Below are 17,883 nucleotides of genomic sequence, written 5' to 3' on the forward strand. Positions count from 1 at the left end.
AAACTGCGCACATGGCTAGAAACGTCGCTGATCTGCCCACCGCACTGCCTGAACTCGCTATCGACCAGCAGGGGTTTGATGCCCCATCGCCGCAGCTGGTCATGCTTAACGACGAGCTCGCGACCCAACTCGGCCTCTCCCCGCAGTGGCTTCGCTCGGAGGCTGGCCTGAAGTTCCTCACTGGCCACGGCGCCGATCACGGAGTCGGCCAGGAAACCGATACCCCACTCGGCGCATACACAACCCCGATGGCCACGGCCTATGCCGGCCACCAGTTCGGCAACTTCGCAGGCCTACTCGGTGATGGTCGCGCGCTCTTGCTTGCCACAGTTGAGGTTGAACCGGGGCTGACTGGGCTGCACTGTCCGCCTAACCAGCCCGACTGCCCCAAAGAGACAACCCACAGCGACAACACCCAGGCCTACGAGATTCAGGCGAAAGGCACCGGCCCCACGCCCTTTTCCCGTGGCGGTGACGGCAAAGCCACGCTGACCTCCGCGCTGCGGGAGTACCTCATCAGCGAAGCCATGTATGCGCTCGGCATCCCCACCACCCGCGCGCTGGCGGTCATCAAAACCGGCGAAGAGATTTACCGCGGCTCGCAAACCCCATTCGACAACACCGACCCCACCACCGAACTTCAACCGGGTGGCATCGTCGTGCGCGTAGCATCCAGCCACCTGCGAGTTGGCACGTTCGAGCTGGTCGCTCGCTCCGGAACGGACACCGGAATCATGGATCGGCTCATCGAGTTCGCCGCGCAGCGGCACGGCTACGAGAGTTCGGCGGAGTCGGTTCTCCGGGACGTCGTCAAGCGGCAAGCCAATCTCGTTGCGGCGTGGCTGGCCTGCGGATTTGTCCACGGCGTGATGAACACCGACAATGCCAGCATCGCGGGCGAGACCATCGACTTTGGGCCGTGTGCGTTTCTGGATGCGCACGATTCGCGGGCGGTGTTTAGCAGCATTGATCACGGCGGTCGGTACGCGTACGGCGCGCAGCCAACAATCGCGGGGTGGAACATGTCGAAGCTCGCGGAGACATTGCTACCGCATTTCGCAGGCACCCCGGAGGATGCCCTCGCACGCGCCCGCGACATCCTGGGCGAATTCGCCGACGAATTCACCGATGCGCTCAGCCGCAGGTGGCTGCCCAAGTTGGGGATTCTCCCCTCGCTTTACGACGACCCGCTGGCCATCCCCCTGGTGCAGCAGTGGCAGGCGTTGCTGGCGAAGTTTGGGCTCGACCACACGAATGCTCATCGGGCGCTGATTGAGGTTCTTGCCGATGGTGATGGGGATACAGTTGCTGCGTTGGCTGCGCTGACCAGGCTGACCGCTGATCCTGCGTTCCCCGCCGCCGCGGCTGAGTGGGGGCAGTTGTGGAAGCAGACGCGGGAAGAGCTGGGAATCGACCAGACGACGGCCCTGACACTTATGGAGGAAACGAATCCGCTGTATATTCCGCGAAACTACCTGGTCACGGAAGCGTTAGCGGCGGCAGGGGCGGGGGATCTGACCGACTACCGGCACCTGCTGGAGGCGGTAACCAACCCCTTTGAGTCGCAAGACGTCCCTGCGGGGTTCACGGAGCCGGCACCGCGGGAGTTGGGTGCTTTCCACTCGTACTGTGGGACTTAATGCGCTGCCTCTCCGCCTCCTCCAAAGTCCACTTCCTCTTCCAAAGCCCACTTCACGACACAGGTGTCACCTCGTGCCAGCTGTGGAGGTGGCATGAGGTGACACCTGTGTCGTGAAGTCGCGGATGGGGCCGGACAGGAGCCCGGCGGTGGGACAGCCAGAAATTCAGCAGCCCCAACCCCTGCGGGGGTGCCAGGATGTTACAACGTTGCACCACTGCACAGGATTAACTCCCCAATCGAGGGTAAAAGACACCGTCAAATAAGGGATGGTTCGCCTGATTAATACTCATATGTTTTTTGGACTTGTATGGTTAGAGACTGTATTGAACGGTCGTATCCAAACCTTAGAGCCCACCACACCCAAGTTGTCACCACCACCATTGCCTATGCAGGTGGGAGGTGGGTATCTAAGTCATTTGGAGTGAGCCGATCACCAAATTCATATCGCCTATCTGGCAGAATCTAGAAAGGCTCGCGATGCATAGACCCGTTGCCTCCGGCCCCTTCCACACCCGGCAGAAACTCCGGCGGAAGCTCCGACAGCGAGAGAAGTCCCGTGCCACAAAACTGCACGCAACAACGCTCAGCGGAAAAGGAAAGTTCACGCTGCATGTCCGCCAGATCCTGGCGGCTTTGCTGGTAATCGCCTTGCCAGGAAGCGCGCTCGCTGCCTGCAGCACTGACCAGCAACAGGTCGGCGCGGGGTTCATTGTGGTCCAGAACTCCGAACCACAGTCGCCGCTGTACACCACTGACACCAATGAAACCGGTGGTGGCGATATCCTCCGCATGCTCTACTCAGGTCTGGTGCGCTACGACACCGACGGCTCGATGATCCTGGACCATGCGGCAGAAATTAAGCCCAACGAGGACTCGACCCATTTCGACATCACGCTGAAACCGGGCTGGACCTTCCACAACGGCGAACCAGTCACCGCGCAGAGCTACATCGATGCCTGGAATTACGCTGCCTACGGACCGAACCTGCAGAAGCAGCAGTCCTTCTTCGCCAACGTGCAGGGTTTTGATGCAGTCTCGGGAGAAAAGGCCACGGAGAAAACCCTCTCCGGCCTGAAAAAGGTCGATGACCTGAGGTTCACCGTGGATCTGACCAACCCAGATTCCTCCTTCCCGCTCAGCCTCGGCTATGTCGCGTTTATGCCGCTGCCGAAGGCCGCGTTCGAAGACAAGAAGGCTTTCGGTGAACACCCAATCGGCAATGGACCGTACAAGATGGCCGAAGGCCGCGCTTGGCTGCACAACAACCAGCTAACTGTGGTTCGCAATGATGACTTCGCCGGTGAGCACAAGGCCCGTAACAACGGCCTGGTATACCGCTTCTACTCGGACGTGGACACCGCATATGCAGACCTCCAGGCCGGCCGCCTGGACACGCTGCCACGCACAATTCCACCAACGGCTCTCGCCAGCTTCCAAACCGACTTCCCCGACTCCAGCGCAAACGTCCCGACCTCCTCTTCGCAGTACTTCGCAATTCCGCGAAATCTGCCAGGTTTTTCGGGTGAAGAGGGCAAGCTTCGTCGTCAAGCGATTTCCATGGCGATTGACCGGAAACTAATCACTGAGAAGATTTTCTTCGACACCCGCACCCCGGCGCGCGAGTTCAGCTCGTTGACGCTCGGCGACCTTGACCCGAACGTACCTGGCCAAGAGGTGCTGGAATACAACCCGAAGAAGGCCCGCCAACTGTGGGCCGAAGCCAACAAAATTGCGCCGTTTACCGGCTCGTTCGACATCGCCTACAACGCCGACGGCGGACACCAGCAGTGGGTCGAAGCGGTGACCAACATGATTGGCGAGACCCTCGGCATCGATTCCCACGGCAAGGCCTACCCGACCTTCAAGCAGCTGCGCGATGAAATCTCCAACGAGACCATCACCAGCGGCTACCGCACTGGCTGGGCAGCTGACTACCCATCTGTGGCCAACTACATGCTTCCGCAGTTCGTCACCGGTGGCTCCTCGAATGACAACCACTACTCCAACCCGGAGTTCGACAAGCTGATTCAGGAGGCGGCCTCGGCAAAGAGCGCAGACGATGCCAAGCCAATTTATGTCAAGGCTCAGTCTGTGCTGATGGAGGACCTGCCAGCGATTCCGCTGTGGTACCCCAATGCTTCGGTGGCGTGGAACCCGAAGCTGCGCAATGCCGTAGTGATGTGGGACGGCATCTTGGACTACCCAATGATTGAGAAGGACTAGCACCATGGGTTGGTATATCGGAAAGAGACTCCTGCAGATGGTGCCGGTTTTCTTCGGTGCCACACTGCTGATTTATGCAATGGTCTTCGCCATGCCAGGCGACCCCATCGCTGCACTGGCTGGTGATAAGCAGCTGCCACCGGAGCAGGTCGCAGCACTGCGCGCTCACTACCACCTGGATGAGCCTTTCCTCGTCCAGTACTGGGAGTATCTCAAGGGCCTATTCACCCTGGATATGGGCGAGACCTTCTCCGGCCGCTCGGTCGGCGAGGAAATTGCGCTGGCCTTCCCTATTACGATTCGCCTGGCGCTGATGGCCGTTGCCATTGAGGCCATTTTCGGTATCGGCCTCGGCGTTATTGCCGGTATGCGCAAGGGCGGCTTCTTCGACTCCACCGTTCTGGTGATGTCCCTGCTGGTTATCGCAACTCCGACCTTCGTGCTCGGCTTCGTGGCCCGCTACCTCTTCGGTGTGCGCTGGGAGATTGTCTCCCCCACCGTTGGTAGCGATGCCTCCTTTACCTCCCTGCTGCTGCCGGCATTCGTGCTGGGTCTCGTCTCGGTTGCTTATGTTCTGCGACTGACGCGTTCCGAGGTCTCGTCGGCACGCCATGCTGACTTCGTACGCACTGCCCGCGCCAAGGGCTTGCCAACCTCTGAAGTCACCCGCCGCCACATCTTGCGCAACTCGCTAATTCCCGTTGTGACCTTCATCGGCGCTGATCTCGCGGCTCTGATGGGCGGCGCAATTGTCACCGAGGGCATCTTCAACGTGCCAGGTATCGGTGGCCTGATCTTCCACGCCGTCCAGATTGGTGAAGCTCCCACCGTGGTCAGCATCGTGACCATCCTGGTGGTTATTTACATGTTCGCCAACTTGCTCATCGACTTGCTCTACGCAGTCCTGGATCCGAGGATTCGTTATGCCTAAGCCAGATTCGACGCAGTTAGATTCGACTCAGCCAGAAAAGCAGGCCAACGCCGTGCATACCGGCACCGCGCAGGCCAACACCGCGCAGGCCCCCGCCGCACAGGCGACGAACCCCGACCACAAGCAGTTGCCGGATACCCCACCACTGGGGCTCTGGGGTTCGGCCTGGCAGAACCTGCGTTACCGCCCACTGTTCTGGGTTTCCGCATTCATTATTTTGCTCTCCATCGCAGTGGCCGCGTTCCCGTCACTGTTCACCTCTGTGGATCCGACGGCGGCAAACCTGCGTGACTCGCTGGCCCCGGCCCGCGACGGCCACCCGATGGGCTTCACTCAGCAGGGCTACGACGTCTACGCCCGTGTCATCTACGGTGCCCGCGCCTCGGTCATCGTCGGCATCGGCGTCACCCTGGCCGTGACCGTGGTGGGCATCATCCTCGGTGCCATCGCTGGCTATCTTGGCGGTTGGGTCGACGCGGTGCTCTCCCGCATCACGGACATGTTCTTTGCCATCCCCCTGATTCTCGCCGGCATCGTGCTGATGCAGCTGTTTACCGAACGCACCATCTGGTCCGTGGTCTTCGTGCTCGCTGCTTTCGGCTGGCCGCAGATGGCGCGCGTGGTGCGTTCCTCGGTGATCTCGGTGAAGAACGAGGAATACGTCACCGCCTCCAAGGCGCTCGGTCTGTCCAGCACTGGCATTCTCTTCCGCCATGTGCTGCCGAACTGCCTCGCCCCTGTCATCGTCATGGCCACGACCTCGCTGGGTATTTACATCGTCGCCGAGGCCACGCTGTCCTACCTGGGCATTGGCCTGCCGACGACCACCGTTTCCTGGGGCAACGACATCTCTGTCGCACAGCAGGTGCTCCGCCAGGCCCCGTCCAACCTGTTCTGGCCAGCACTCGCCCTGGCGATTACCGTTCTCGGCTTCATCCTCATGGGTGACGCTTTGAAGGATTCTCTCGACCCGAAGGAGCGTCGTCGATGAGCACCGACACCAATACTTCCGCAGCGCCCATTCTCACCTTGAAGGATGTCTGCATTGGCTTTCCGACGACCACAGCGTCCGGCCGCCGCAGTAAATCGTTGACCGATGTCGTGCATGACGTCGACCTTGAGGTTTTCCCCGGTGAGACGGTCGCCATTGTCGGCGAGTCCGGCTCGGGTAAGTCCACCACTGTCCACGCCGCGCTGGGGCTGTTGCCCGGTGATGGTGAAGTCACCGGTGGCACCATCACCTTCGATGGCCGTGACATCACACACCTGACCGACCGCGAGTTTGTTAGCATCCGCGGCAACGGCATCGGCCTGGTCCCCCAGGATCCGATGACCAATCTCAATCCAGTGTGGACCGTCGGTTCCCAGATTAAGGAGGCGCTGCGCGCCAACAACATCACCACTGGCTCCGAGGCCCACAAAAAGGCGATTGAGCTGCTGGAACAGGCTGGCCTGCCGAACGCTAAAAAGCGTATCGACCAGTACCCGCACGAGTTCTCCGGTGGTATGCGCCAGCGCGCACTTATCGCGATGGGCTTGGCCGCGCACCCAAAGCTGCTGATTGCCGATGAGCCCACGTCCGCTCTCGACGTGACCGTGGCGAAGAAAATCCTCGACCACCTCGACAAGCTCACTAGCGAACTCGGCACGTCCGTGGTGCTTATTACCCATGACCTCGGTTTGGCTGCCGAGCGCGCTGACCGACTCGTCGTTATGCAAGCAGGACGTGTCGTGGAGACCGGCCCTGCCCTGCAAGTTCTCACCCGCCCGCAGCATCCATACACCAAGCAGCTAATCGCGGCGGCTCCATCGCTGGCTGCCCGGCGCGGTGATCGCGTGGTGGCGGCGCCGACGACATCGGATGCGGACCAGAAGGAGATTCTGGTCGCGAAGAACTTGGTGCGCGACTTTGCCATCCGCGGCGACCGTCCGTGGCGCAAGGATTCCTTCCGCGCCGTCGATGACATCAGCTTTACGCTGCGTCGCGGTCGCACCATCGGAATCGTGGGCGAATCCGGTTCGGGCAAGTCCACTGTCGCCAACATGGCGCTGGGGCTGCTCGATCCGACCGAAGGCGAAGTGCTTTTCGACGGCAAACGCGTCCAGGGCCGGAGTCGTAAAGAGGAGCTGGAGCTGCGGCGTCGCATTCAGCCGATTTTCCAGAACCCGTATGCGACGCTGGACCCGATGCGCACGGTGCATTCCTCCATCGAGGAGCCGCTGCGGATTCACAAGATTGGCACCAAGAAGGAGCGTGAGCAGCGCGTATTCGAGCTTCTCGACCGCGTCGCACTTCCCGCGGAGATGGGGCGCCGCTTCCCCGGTGAGCTGTCGGGTGGTCAGCGTCAGCGTGTGGCGATTGCGCGTGCGCTGGCCCTGAACCCTGAGGTTGTGGTCTGTGACGAGGCAGTATCGGCCCTCGACGTGGTGGTGCAGGCTCAGGTGCTCGAACTACTCGCTGAGCTGCAGGAAGAGATGGATTTGGCCTACCTCTTTATTACGCACGACCTCGCTGTGGTGCGGCAGGTGGCTGATGAGGTCATCGTGATGGAGCACGGCAAGATGGTTGAACACCGTCCGACCGACGATCTCTTCGACCACCCGGAGAAGGAATACACCCAGCGGCTGCTGGACGCCATCCCAGGTGCGTCGTTGGATTTGGATCTGTAGCTGGGCAGTGGCCTGTTTCCCCAGGGCACTTCGCTCCGCCCCCCTCTGGGCCACTTCACGACACAGGCGTCACCTCGTACCAGCTGTGGAGGCGGCATGAGGTGACATAGGTGTCGTGAAGTGGCTGGGCGATTTTGAGTCGGAGCGGATTGAGCGGGAGAAGAGAGAAAGCTATCCGGAAAGACCGTCCAGACAGCCTGCTAGTCCTCCGGAGCAAGCTCGCTTTCAGTAACCCACTTGTGGTTCTTCATGGTCATACCATCATCGTCAATGTCGACCATGTACACCGGCTCCTGGGTGGAGTAGTCAACAGTGCCCTTGGCCCCCTTCATGCCCGCCATATGCTCGGCGTTGATGGTGATCTCGGAGCCGTCGGCAAGCGGTGCTTCGCCTGGGTTCTCCAGCTCCTCATGAACGACCCAGCGGTGGTCCTTCACCGGCTCACTGCCATCGGTCGGGGTGTAGGAAACGGAGTAGGTAGTGGTGTTGAAAACACCAACAACCTTGCCTTCTGCACCCTTCATGCCCGGCATGTGATCGGCGAGAACCTGCACTTCACTGCCGACCGGGAACTTCGCGTTGTCCGCCGCAATCATTCCCTCTGGAGCCGGACCACCATCGGCCGGATGGTCATGGCCGGCCATCGCGTCATCACCATGGTCACCATGACCGCCATGCTCATCGGCATCGTCCATATCATCCATGTCGTCATGGCCCTCAGTGCTGGTGGCCGACACGGAAGAGCTGGTCTCGCTAACAGTGCTGCTTGCCTCAGTACTAGCCGAATCATCGGAGGAGCAACCGGCCAGCACAAGGACGCTGGCGGCACCCGCGACTACGAGAGCATCTAGTGGTCGAATATTCTTTGCCATGGTTGAGCTCCTTTGTTGTTGATGTCAATCAATCTATGCCCTCACCCTAACAACGCTCCCCCGCCGTCACCATGCCTTACTTCCCGCGGCGGACGGAAATCGTCCAGCCAGCTTCACCGGTCTGCTCAAAGTTGGTGACCTCGTGGCCATCCTTCGCAGCCCAGCGCGGAATCGCATCCGTGGCCTGGGTGCAGTCGAATGGGATCACCAGCTCCTCGCCGACCTCAATCTTGTTGATCGCGTCCTTGGCCTCGATCAGCGGGAAGGGGCACACCGCGCCGACGGTGTCGAGCTCGTAACGCCCATCGCCCAGTGGCTTGAGCTTGCCGTCTTCCTGCTTGACGACGCTCCGGTCGAGCAACGCTACCGGCGCGACAGTAAAGGCACCCGCCAGCGGGGAGGCCTCGGTGCCAGCGACACCGGCACCTTCGCTACCCGGCAGGGACACAGGCGAAGTAGCAGCCGAAGTGACCGGAGCAGTTGCCGATACCGCTGTGTCGTTGGTGGTGGAAGGGGTGCTCGGGACGTCGTTAAGCGAAGGTGCGGACGGCTTCAGCCAGAGCTTTGCGGCGATAGCGACACCTGCGGCGATGGACGCCAGTGCGAGCCAACCCTGGTAGCTGAACAGCGAGGTCTGAACCATGCCGTTACCGACGGTGCAGCCGCCGGCCCACGCAGCGCCGACACCCATGAAGATGCCGCCGACGACCGAGCGTGCACCCTGGGTGGCGTCCGGGACGCGGAGGCGGAATTCACCGGAGGCCTTGGCCGCGATGAAGGAGCCGACGAGGATGCCGAGGACGAGGAGGACGCCCCAGTCGAAACGCTCGGTGTCACCAGTAACAACGTAGTTGGCGAGGTTGGAGGACGGAGTGGTGATGCCGAGGCCATCGTTGCGGCCGGTAGCTGCGGACAGTGGCCATGCAATCACGCCCAGTACACCGACGATGGCGGCGGTGGCGTACACGTGCCAGGGCTTCTCAGCCAGGATGTGCGCGAGACCGGACTTACGCGGTGCCAGAGTTACCGGGCGCGGGCCGGAGAACTCTTCGCGCAGGAAGCGGACGGCGAAGTATGCCGTGACGGCGCTCAGCGCGATGACCAGTGGCCAAATGCTAATACCGAGAGAGGCATGAATACTGGTCAGGCCGACGGTGCGGTCCTTCAGGGAATTCTGCAGGCCGCCCAGGAAGCCGGTCTTCATAGCAGCAGCGGATAGGGCGTAAAAGACCAGTGCGATCCAAGAGCCGATCAGGCCCTCACCGGAGCGGTACCAGGTACCCGAGGCACAGCCACCGGCCAGGACGATACCCAGCCCGAAGATAACGCCACCGACGATAACGGCCACCGGTGCCAGTTCGTTGTATTCGGGAGTAATCACGCCGGCGCTGGTCAGTGCGGCCAGGCCGATGGCGTGGACGGAAATAACAATCAGCAAGGCGACGAAGCCGCGCCAGCTGCGCTGAGTGAAGATATCGCGCAGGAAACCGGTGACGCAGAAACGTCCTCGCTGCATAACAAAGCCGAGCACGGCGCCCAGCGCTAGTCCTGAGATGAGCATGAGAGTGTTTCTCCTAAATTTATGAGCCAGTCCGCCATCAAAGCCATAATGAACAGACCTGTCTATTAGTGGATTAGAAGCTACTCTACACAGCGAAAAAAGTCCAACTTAATGAAGTTTTCACAGGGTAGAACACCTGCCAATAGACAGACCGAACCGTATAGTTGCTGGTGAGAAGCGCAAGTTGTGGCAAGCTAAAACACTATGAGCGCACAGAATTCAGCCCTGGTTGGACACCAGCGACACCAGCGGCTCCTTGCGATGCGCTCGATACTCGACCTTCCTTTTACCCATGCTTTCGCCCTTGACCCTCAGGCGGTCATCGATATTTCCGGCGTGGCCCGCCTCAGCGAGCTCAATGCCAAAAATGTCGTGACAATCGACAGCTTGCGTTCACTCGCCCACACCAACACGCAGGACTTTTACGCCATCGATGACGCGGCAGAAGCTCTGGGCACCGCCTTGCGGATGGCAATTTCCTCCCGGCAGCTACTCTGGTTCAGCTCGCTGCCCGAAAGTGATGTGGACAAGGTACAAAACATCCTCGGCGGCGACATCGTTCATGTGGTGGGCCCGGAACTGGCCGTCGATAAGCTCGATGACAGTACCCTCGAGCTTCCAACTGCACTGAAGCAGCGCGGAGAACCACTGGTGCCCATCGCTATCTCGCCAAGCGAGCTGGTACAGGCCTGGGCACACGGCAGTCGCGTGCAGCAAAAACTGCTCGCTTACCTGCTGGAGGGAACAAATACGCTGGTCATGCAGCAAAAGGATCTGCATGCACTACGCAAAGTCGGGACCAAACTCATCGAGCGCAACCCCGTGTGGCGCCTGCTCTACAACCCGAAAGTGTTGGCCTACCTGGTGGTGATGGTCTACTCTTCGCTCCGCGCGCTACCTGTGGTTTTCGTCCCCGGATTCCACGGCAATGTCTGGGTGCTGTGGAGCATCGACATCATTACCGCTATCCCCTACACCTGGGGAATTGTCGAGATGATCACCGGCCGCTCATTCGGCCGAAGAATGCTGGGGCTCCTGATCACCCTAGTGACTTTCGTCTCGCCTTACGTCTACTTCTGGGCCAATGGGCGCGATTATCCGATGTGGGTCACCATCTTTGTCATTGCGTTAATTGTTGCAGCCTGCGCCGTCGAATACGTCCGCTGGCTGCGCGACCGCGCCATCTCCGCAATCCTGCGCCAACCACCCACCAACTGCCGCTAGCGACCGCTAAGCGAGCGCCGCACGCCGCCAATAATCAGCCAGGCACCGGCGGCAACGTTGACAGCCACAAGCCCGTGGATAGACGCCTTGCTTAACGACGCTGCCATCGTCTCACTTGCGATAAGCATGCCGGTCGAGACAATCCAGATGAACGTTGCGGCAATGTTGGCAATCCGGCCGCGTTCCACGCGGAATGGATGCGTGTAGTGCAGCGGCACCAACGTCATTGCGCTGAAGATAAAAATGGCAGAGATACACACCGCCATCGGCGCGTTCCATACCCACAGCAAGACCGCCACGATATTCCACGCGGCGGGGAAACCAACGAAGTAGTAGTCGCCGGACTTGGCGGCTTCGTTGGCATAGCAGAACATCGAGGAGACCAACACTACGATGGCCAGGAAAATCGCCAGCGGACGTGGCCCCAGCGGCAGGTACATAACCATGAACGCTGCGGGAATGGCCGTCCACGTGAGGTAGTCGACAATATTGTCCACCACCGCACCGTTAAACCAGGGCACGACTTCCTTGATGTGGTGCTTACGCGCCATGTTGCCATCGACACCGTCGACGACAAGCGCGATACCCAGCCAGAGCCACATCCATTCCGGCTTGCCGTCGAGAAGCGCCACTACCGCCAGCGTTGCCCACACCAAACCGGTCAGCGTGAACCCGTGAACCGCCCAGGCGATAGCATGCTGCCTCCGCGTGAAGGTCTGGGGAGCAGCAGAACTGGCAATGTCAGAGCTAGTAGAAGCGTTCACGGCAGATGTCCTTTAGAGAACAAAATGCGCACAACTGCAAACCTTTATCGCAGTTGTGCGCAGAGTCGATTTTTTTCAATCGGTGAGTATAACGGCCGATGGGTCGTTTTCCCGTATTTTTACTCGGGCTTGTTCCGAGTTATTTAACGACGATCCTCGAACCAACCGGTAACAGCCGGTGCTGTGTTCTCGTAGACCAGCTTGGCTTCGGTGTACTCCTCCAGGCCGGTCGGGCCCAGCTCGCGGCCAATACCGGACTGACCAAAGCCACCCCACTCGGCCTGTGGCAGGTAGGGGCCAAAGTCGTTGATCCAGACGGTACCGTGACGCAGCTCGCGGGAAACGCGCTCAGACACCTCGCGGTTGGATGACCACACCGCACCGGCCAGGCCGTATTCGGTGTCGTTGCCGATCTCGATGGCCTCGTCAACCGTGGTGAAGGTCTCCACCGTCACTACCGGGCCAAAGGCTTCGTCGTGGACGCAGTCCATATCGCGGGTGACCTGGTCAATCACGGTTGGGAGGTAGAAGTAGCCGTCGGCAAGCGAGGCGGAACCATCGGCGGTGGTGCCCGTGGCGATCTCGCCGCCTACGCGCACACGAGCGCCCTGCTCACGAGCTCGATCGACGTATGCCGCGACCTTATCCAGGTGCTGCTTCGAAATCAGCGCACCGGTCTCGGCCTTCTCGTCGAGCGGACCGCCGAGCTGGATGTGTCCGGCGCGCTCGACCAGATCGTCGACAAACTTCTCGGCGATGGACTCCTCCACAATCAAGCGAGCGCCCGCCGAGCACACCTGACCGGAGTGCAGGAACGCAGCATTGAGGGCATTGTCCAAAGCGGCTTCGTAATCGGCGTCGGCGAAGATGATGTTCGGGTTCTTGCCGCCGAGCTCAAGCGCGACCTTCTTCACAGACTTAGCCGCTTCACCAGCAATAATCTTGCCAGTGACAAGACCGCCAGTGAAGGAGACCATGTCCACCTTCGGATGCGAGGACAGCGGTGCGCCCGCTTCGGCACCGGCTCCGGTAATGAGGTTGGCAACGCCTGCCGGAACACCCAGATCATCGATGACGTGCATGAGCAGAATTGCTGTGTGCGGAGTCAGCTCCGCCGGCTTGAGCACAAAGGTATTGCCCGTGGCCAGCGCCGGTGCAACCTTCCATGCGGTCTGCAGCAGTGGGTAGTTCCACGGCGTAATCAGGCCACAGACACCAACAGGTTCACGCACAATACGCGCGACGACGGACGGGTCATCCGCATCCACGAGACGACCGGCATCATTGCCCGCGAGCTTCCCGAAGTACTCAAAGCAGGCAATGATGTCATCCATATCGGCTGCCGCCTCAGGCAGGCGCTTGCCGGTATCCATAGCCTCTGCCCAGGCAAATTCGTCCTTGCGCTGCCTGATGGCAGCTCCGATATCGAGTACCAACTTGCTGCGCTCAGCTGTGCTCCAGGATGCCCAGGAACCTTCTCCGGTACGTCGGAAAGCAGCGTCGGCGGCGGCGATGGCGCGCTCGGTGTCGGTTGCGTCTGCTTCTGCGACCTCGGCGATGAAAGAGCCGTCGGCCGGGCACTCGATGGTGCGAGTATTGCCAGCGGCTGCAGCGGACCAGGTGCCGTTGATAAACAGCGTGGCGGCCCCTTCGTGAGATTTGGCGGTCTCGGTTGCGAGAGCCTTATCAGTAGTGGAAGGCTTAAAGGTCATTTAGGAATCCTCCTTGGCGTAGTCATCAGACCATTCGCGGACAGGTTCGGCATTATCGGACAGATCTGAGGTGCCCGGGAGATCAGACTGCATATGCAGGAACTCCAAGTGCCGTTCGTAGAGGTCGAGGACGTCGGAAATCAGCTGCTCTTGGGTGTAGCCATAGACGTCGTAGCCGAGCGAGCCGGTAAGCGTGAAGACCTCGAGACGGTAGTAGTAAATATCAGCATCACTGTCCAGGTGTACCAGGCCAGCGAAAGACGGCGTCAAGTGTTCAACCGGATAGACCTGGTAGCGGAAGCTCATCTCCTCGCCGAAACCGACCTGCAGGTCAATCTGGTCGATGCCAACTTCTTCAGCAGGTTCACGGTGCAGCGTCACTTCGCCGCCACGGTCCCTGATAGCTTCTGCCACCTGTTCAAGCGCGGGCTGTACCACTCGGTCGAGGTAGCGCATGACTGGCTTCTTGCCCGGGAAGGACATGGAGCGGGCAAGTCGCTTACGCCAGTCGCCCTGTTCGCCATCTACGGCGCGGCCCGACATCGCCCCATGGAGGGCTCGACGTGTCGAATCCTGTTGCAGCAGCTCCAGTCGCAGCGACTTAAAGAGGCCATACATCACCAGATAGATGACAAAGGCGAACGGCAGGCCCATCACAATCGTCGCGGACTGCAGTGTCGGAATACCACCGACGTAGAGCATCGCGATGGTCAGCACACCGACCACGACAGCCCAGAAAATACGGGTCCACTTCTTACCGTCCTGCTGTGTGTCGGTGATCTTCGAAGTGAAGTTACTCATCACCAGTGCTGCCGAGTCAGCCGAGGTGATGTAGAGCAGCAGACCGATCAGGGAGGCGACTGCCGCCACCAACATCGGTGCCGGGTACTGCTCTAGCAGAAGGTAGAAGGCGCGCTCCGGGTAATCCAATGCAGTCTGCCCAAACTCCGAATCGCCACCGATAACCAGGTCCAGAGCCGAGTTACCGAACACCGATACCCACATCAGAACGAAGAGGAATGGAATGGTCAGCGTGCCGACGACAAACTGACGCAGACTACGGCCACGGGAAATGCGAGCCAGGAACAAACCGACGAACGGTGCCCAGGCCACCCACCAAGCCCAGAAGAACAGGGTCCAGGAGTTCAACCATTCCTGCGCTCCGGAGAACGCGTAGGTATCCATAGTCATGGACGGGAACTTCGAGACGTACTCACCGACGTTCATCACCAGTGCGTCAAACAGGAACGCGGTGCGGCCGGTAACCAGGATGTAGAGCATCAAGCAGATGGCCAGGCCAACGTTGAGCTCCGAGAGACGGCGAATCCCCTTGTCAACACCGGAAACCGCGGAGGCGATAGCCACCGATACAGCCACGACGATTAGAGCGATCTGCCAGGACGTACTCTCATCCACCCCGAACAGCACGCGCAGGCCGTAATTCAGCTGGACGACGCCGATACCCAGCGAAGTTGCGACACCGAAAACGGTACCGAGCATCGCTGCGATTTCGACCGCTTCACCAGCGGGGCCGTGGATGCGCTTGCCAATGATTGGGTAGAGCGCCGAGCGAATGGTCAGTGGCATGTTCAAGCGGTAAGCGAAGTAGCCGAATGCCATGCCCATCAGCGCGTAGAGCGCCCAACCGGTCACACCATAGTGGAAGAGCGTGAACACCACTGCCTGACGCGCGGCTTCGATGGTCTCCGCATCTCCGGTCGGCGGGCCATAGTACTGTGCCACCGGCTCTGCTACCGAGAAGAAGAGCAGGTCAATGCCGATACCTGCGGCAAAGAGCATAGAGGCCCAAGAAAACAGGCCGAACTGAGGTTTGGCGTGATCGGGGCCGAGCTTAATCTGCCCCGTTCGCGAGATGGCGATGTAGAGCATGAAGAGCACTGCCACCGTCGCGGTCACGATATAGAACCAACCGAAGTTCTTCGATACCCAGGCGACAATGCCCGCTAGGGTGTCCGCTGCATTGTCCGGGGCAAAAATAGCCCACAGGGCAATGGCGAGAATACCAACGCCTGAAATAATAAATACAGGCCAGTTGACCTCAGGCTCAGAGGTCACACTCGCTTGCGCTTGTTGTGGAGGGACCGACTGCGATCGCTGCATTTCTTGCGACGATCCAGATTTTTCCTCCGTTACCTTCTCAGTTGGCGGAGTATCAGACATAGGAAAATCCTTCAGATTCGGGAACTAACCCAGCATACCTAGTTTGAATAATCCCTCAAGTTTAAGAATCGATTCAGAAGAATTCTCCAATACCAACATCAACACCTTCACCTGCATATTTACCCAGTTTTCAAGACGTTTAAAATCATTCCAACTGGAATTGAATACCAATTGTGTGGCATTCTATATAGGTGAAGGGGATTTGAGATACGCCTCCGGCCACTTATTCCAATATCAATATATAGGGCCCGCCTTTAAATATTACTTGGGGCTTATCGGGGCTTATCACAGTCCTTGAAAACCATTCCGATATGCATCGGCAAACAACCTACGGAGGTACACCAGAACATGGGAGCTTTCCCGGCTGTCTTCAACTTCGGTAAAAAGAATGGCAACACCACAGTCGAACACCGCGACGTCGTCATCGTTGGCGCGGGCTCTGCCGGCTCTGTGCTGGCTAACCGGCTGTCCGCAGACCACACTCAGCAGGTGCTCGTACTCGAGGCCGGCCGCATGGACTCCCTCTGGGATCTCTACATTCACATGCCTTCGGCGTTCTCCTTCCCAATCGGTAACAAGTACTACGACTGGAAGTACGAATCCGAGCCGGAACCGGAGATGAACGGTCGCCGCATCTACCACGCCCGCGGCAAGGTCGTCGGCGGCTCCTCCTCCATCAACGGCCAAATTTACCAGCGCGGTAACCCCATGGACTACGACAAGTGGGGCGACACCAAGGGGCTGGAGAACTGGGGCTGGAACCACGTTCTGCCGTACTTCAAGCGCATGGAAAATGCGCTCGGCTCCGACAAGGACGACCCGCGCCGTGGCCACGACGGTCCACTGCGCATGAAGCGCGGTCCGGCCGATTCTCCGCTGTTCAAGGCCTTCTTCAAGTCTGTCCAGCAGGCCGGCTACAACTACACCCCGGACGTCAACGGCTACCGCCAGGAGGGCTTCGGTCCCTTCGACGCGAACATCGACAAGGGCCGTCGCCTCTCCGCTGCCCGCGCATACCTGCACCCAGCCCTGCAGCGTCCAAATCTGGAGCTCCGCACCCGCGCAGAAGCCACCCGCATCCTCTTCGAGGGCACCAAGGCCGTCGGCATCGAGTACACCTGGAAGGGTCGCACACGTCAGGTGCGAGCAGACAAGGTCATCCTCTGCGGTGGCGCTTTCAACTCTCCGCAGCTGCTCGAGGTCTCCGGCATTGGCGATGAGAAGGTCTTGAATGCTGCTGGAGTGAACGTCGTCAAGCACCTGCCTGGTGTCGGCGAAAACCTGCAGGACCACCTGGAGGTCTACATTCAGTACAACGCCACCCAGCCGGTGTCTTCACAGCCGTACCTGGAAAAGTGGCGTTGGCCGTTCATTGGCCTGTGGTGGCTGCTCACCCACAAGGGCCCGGTGGCAACGTCGCACTTCGAGGGTGGCGGTTTCGCGCGCTCCAACGACAACGAGCCCTACCCGAACCTGATGTTCCACTTCCTGCCGCTGGCCATGCGTTACGACGGCACGAAGATCGATAGCCCGCACGGTTTCCAGTTCCACGTTGGTCCGATGTACTCGGATGCCCGTGGCCATGTCCACATCACCTCCTCGGACATCAAGGTCAAGCCGTCGATCCTGTTCAACTACCTGTCCACTGATCAGGACCGCCGTGAATGGGTCGAGGCTGTGAAGGTCTCCCGTAAGCTGCTGGACACTCCGGCAATGAAGGAGTACACCGACGGCGAGATTTCCCCGGGTGCAGATGTGCAGACCGACGAGGAAATCCTCGAGTGGGTCCGCAAGGATGCCGAGACCGCACTGCACCCATCCTGCACCTGCAAGATGGGCCCGGCCTCCGACGAGATGGCCGTGGTCGATCCGGAGACCATGCAGGTCCACGGCACCGAGGGCCTCTACGTGGTTGACGCTTCGGTCATGCCGGGCATCACCAACGGCAATATCTACGCACCGACCATGATGATTGCCGAAAAGGCCGCTGACCTCATCGCCGGCAAGACCCCGCTGGCACCGCAGGACATTCCGTTCTACCGCGCTGGCCAGGGTATGCCGCTGGATCCGCCGGAGAGCAACAAGTAGTTCTTGAGCTCTTGA

General features: G+C 59.9%; 12 protein-coding genes. 7 read left to right on the forward strand and 5 right to left on the reverse strand.

Annotation, left to right across the window (positions count from 1 at the left end):
- Positions 1 to 11: 11 nt before the first annotated feature.
- The 5 genes from QP978_RS00935 (at position 12) to QP978_RS00955 (ending at position 7,466) form a co-directional block, all read left to right on the forward strand.
- Positions 12 to 1,640: a protein adenylyltransferase SelO family protein gene (locus tag QP978_RS00935; RefSeq protein WP_088611768.1), complete on the forward strand. Its 1,629-nt coding sequence runs from the start codon at positions 12 to 14 to the stop codon at positions 1,638 to 1,640.
- A 479-nt stretch (positions 1,641 to 2,119) separates the two neighbouring features.
- A complete protein-coding gene (locus QP978_RS00940) occupies positions 2,120 to 3,865 on the forward strand; it encodes a peptide ABC transporter substrate-binding protein (protein ID WP_187401468.1) in 1,746 nt (581 codons plus the stop codon).
- A gap of 4 nt (positions 3,866 to 3,869) precedes the next feature.
- Entirely contained in the window at positions 3,870 to 4,796 is a 927-nt protein-coding gene (locus tag QP978_RS00945; RefSeq protein WP_016421610.1) for an ABC transporter permease, read from the forward strand.
- Positions 4,789 to 5,787, forward strand: a complete 999-nt coding sequence (locus QP978_RS00950; RefSeq protein ID WP_049171781.1) for an ABC transporter permease — start codon at positions 4,789 to 4,791, stop codon at positions 5,785 to 5,787. Before QP978_RS00945 ends, QP978_RS00950 begins: the two co-directional genes overlap by 8 nt.
- The gene (locus QP978_RS00955; RefSeq protein ID WP_070854122.1) at positions 5,784 to 7,466 is read left to right on the forward strand and encodes a dipeptide ABC transporter ATP-binding protein; all 1,683 of its coding nucleotides are present in this window, start codon (positions 5,784 to 5,786) and stop codon (positions 7,464 to 7,466) included. The genes QP978_RS00950 and QP978_RS00955 overlap by 4 nt, the downstream gene beginning before the upstream one ends.
- 200 nt (positions 7,467 to 7,666) lie before the next feature.
- Here the strand turns inward: QP978_RS00955 and QP978_RS00960 are convergent, their stop codons facing one another.
- Both QP978_RS00960 and QP978_RS00965 read right to left on the reverse strand, forming a co-directional pair.
- Positions 7,667 to 8,338 carry a YdhK family protein gene (locus QP978_RS00960; protein ID WP_083296871.1) on the reverse strand — a complete coding sequence of 224 codons (672 nt, stop codon included), beginning with the start codon at positions 8,336 to 8,338 and terminating at the stop codon, positions 7,667 to 7,669.
- A gap of 76 nt (positions 8,339 to 8,414) precedes the next feature.
- The gene (locus QP978_RS00965; RefSeq protein WP_284856737.1) at positions 8,415 to 9,899 is read right to left on the reverse strand and encodes a YeeE/YedE thiosulfate transporter family protein; all 1,485 of its coding nucleotides are present in this window, start codon (positions 9,897 to 9,899) and stop codon (positions 8,415 to 8,417) included.
- Positions 9,900 to 10,103: 204 nt separating this feature from the next.
- Between QP978_RS00965 and QP978_RS00970 the strand changes: the two genes are divergently transcribed.
- Positions 10,104 to 11,123, forward strand: coding sequence for a hypothetical protein (locus QP978_RS00970; RefSeq protein ID WP_284856738.1), 1,020 nt, complete (start codon positions 10,104 to 10,106; stop codon positions 11,121 to 11,123).
- Here QP978_RS00970 and QP978_RS00975 read toward each other — a convergent pair.
- The 3 genes from QP978_RS00975 to betT form a co-directional block, all read right to left on the reverse strand.
- Positions 11,120 to 11,887 (reverse strand): CDP-alcohol phosphatidyltransferase family protein, encoded by a 768-nt coding sequence (locus tag QP978_RS00975; RefSeq protein ID WP_284856739.1) that lies wholly within the window; start codon positions 11,885 to 11,887, stop codon positions 11,120 to 11,122. The genes QP978_RS00970 and QP978_RS00975 overlap by 4 nt on opposite strands.
- Positions 11,888 to 12,030: 143 nt before the next feature.
- Positions 12,031 to 13,599 (reverse strand): aldehyde dehydrogenase family protein, encoded by a 1,569-nt coding sequence (locus QP978_RS00980; RefSeq protein WP_049171791.1) that lies wholly within the window; start codon positions 13,597 to 13,599, stop codon positions 12,031 to 12,033.
- Entirely contained in the window at positions 13,600 to 15,780 is a 2,181-nt protein-coding gene (gene betT, locus QP978_RS00985; RefSeq protein WP_284856740.1) for a choline BCCT transporter BetT, read from the reverse strand.
- A gap of 348 nt (positions 15,781 to 16,128) precedes the next feature.
- Here betT and betA point away from each other — a divergent pair, with 348 nt between their 5' ends.
- On the forward strand, positions 16,129 to 17,868 hold the full coding sequence (betA, locus tag QP978_RS00990) for a choline dehydrogenase (RefSeq protein WP_284856741.1): 1,740 nt from the start codon (positions 16,129 to 16,131) through the stop codon (positions 17,866 to 17,868).
- The last annotated feature ends 15 nt before the right edge of the window (positions 17,869 to 17,883 follow it).

The organism is Corynebacterium sp. MSK035, from assembly GCF_030232615.1.
Taxonomy (GTDB): Bacteria; Actinomycetota; Actinomycetes; order Mycobacteriales; family Mycobacteriaceae; genus Corynebacterium; species Corynebacterium jeikeium_D.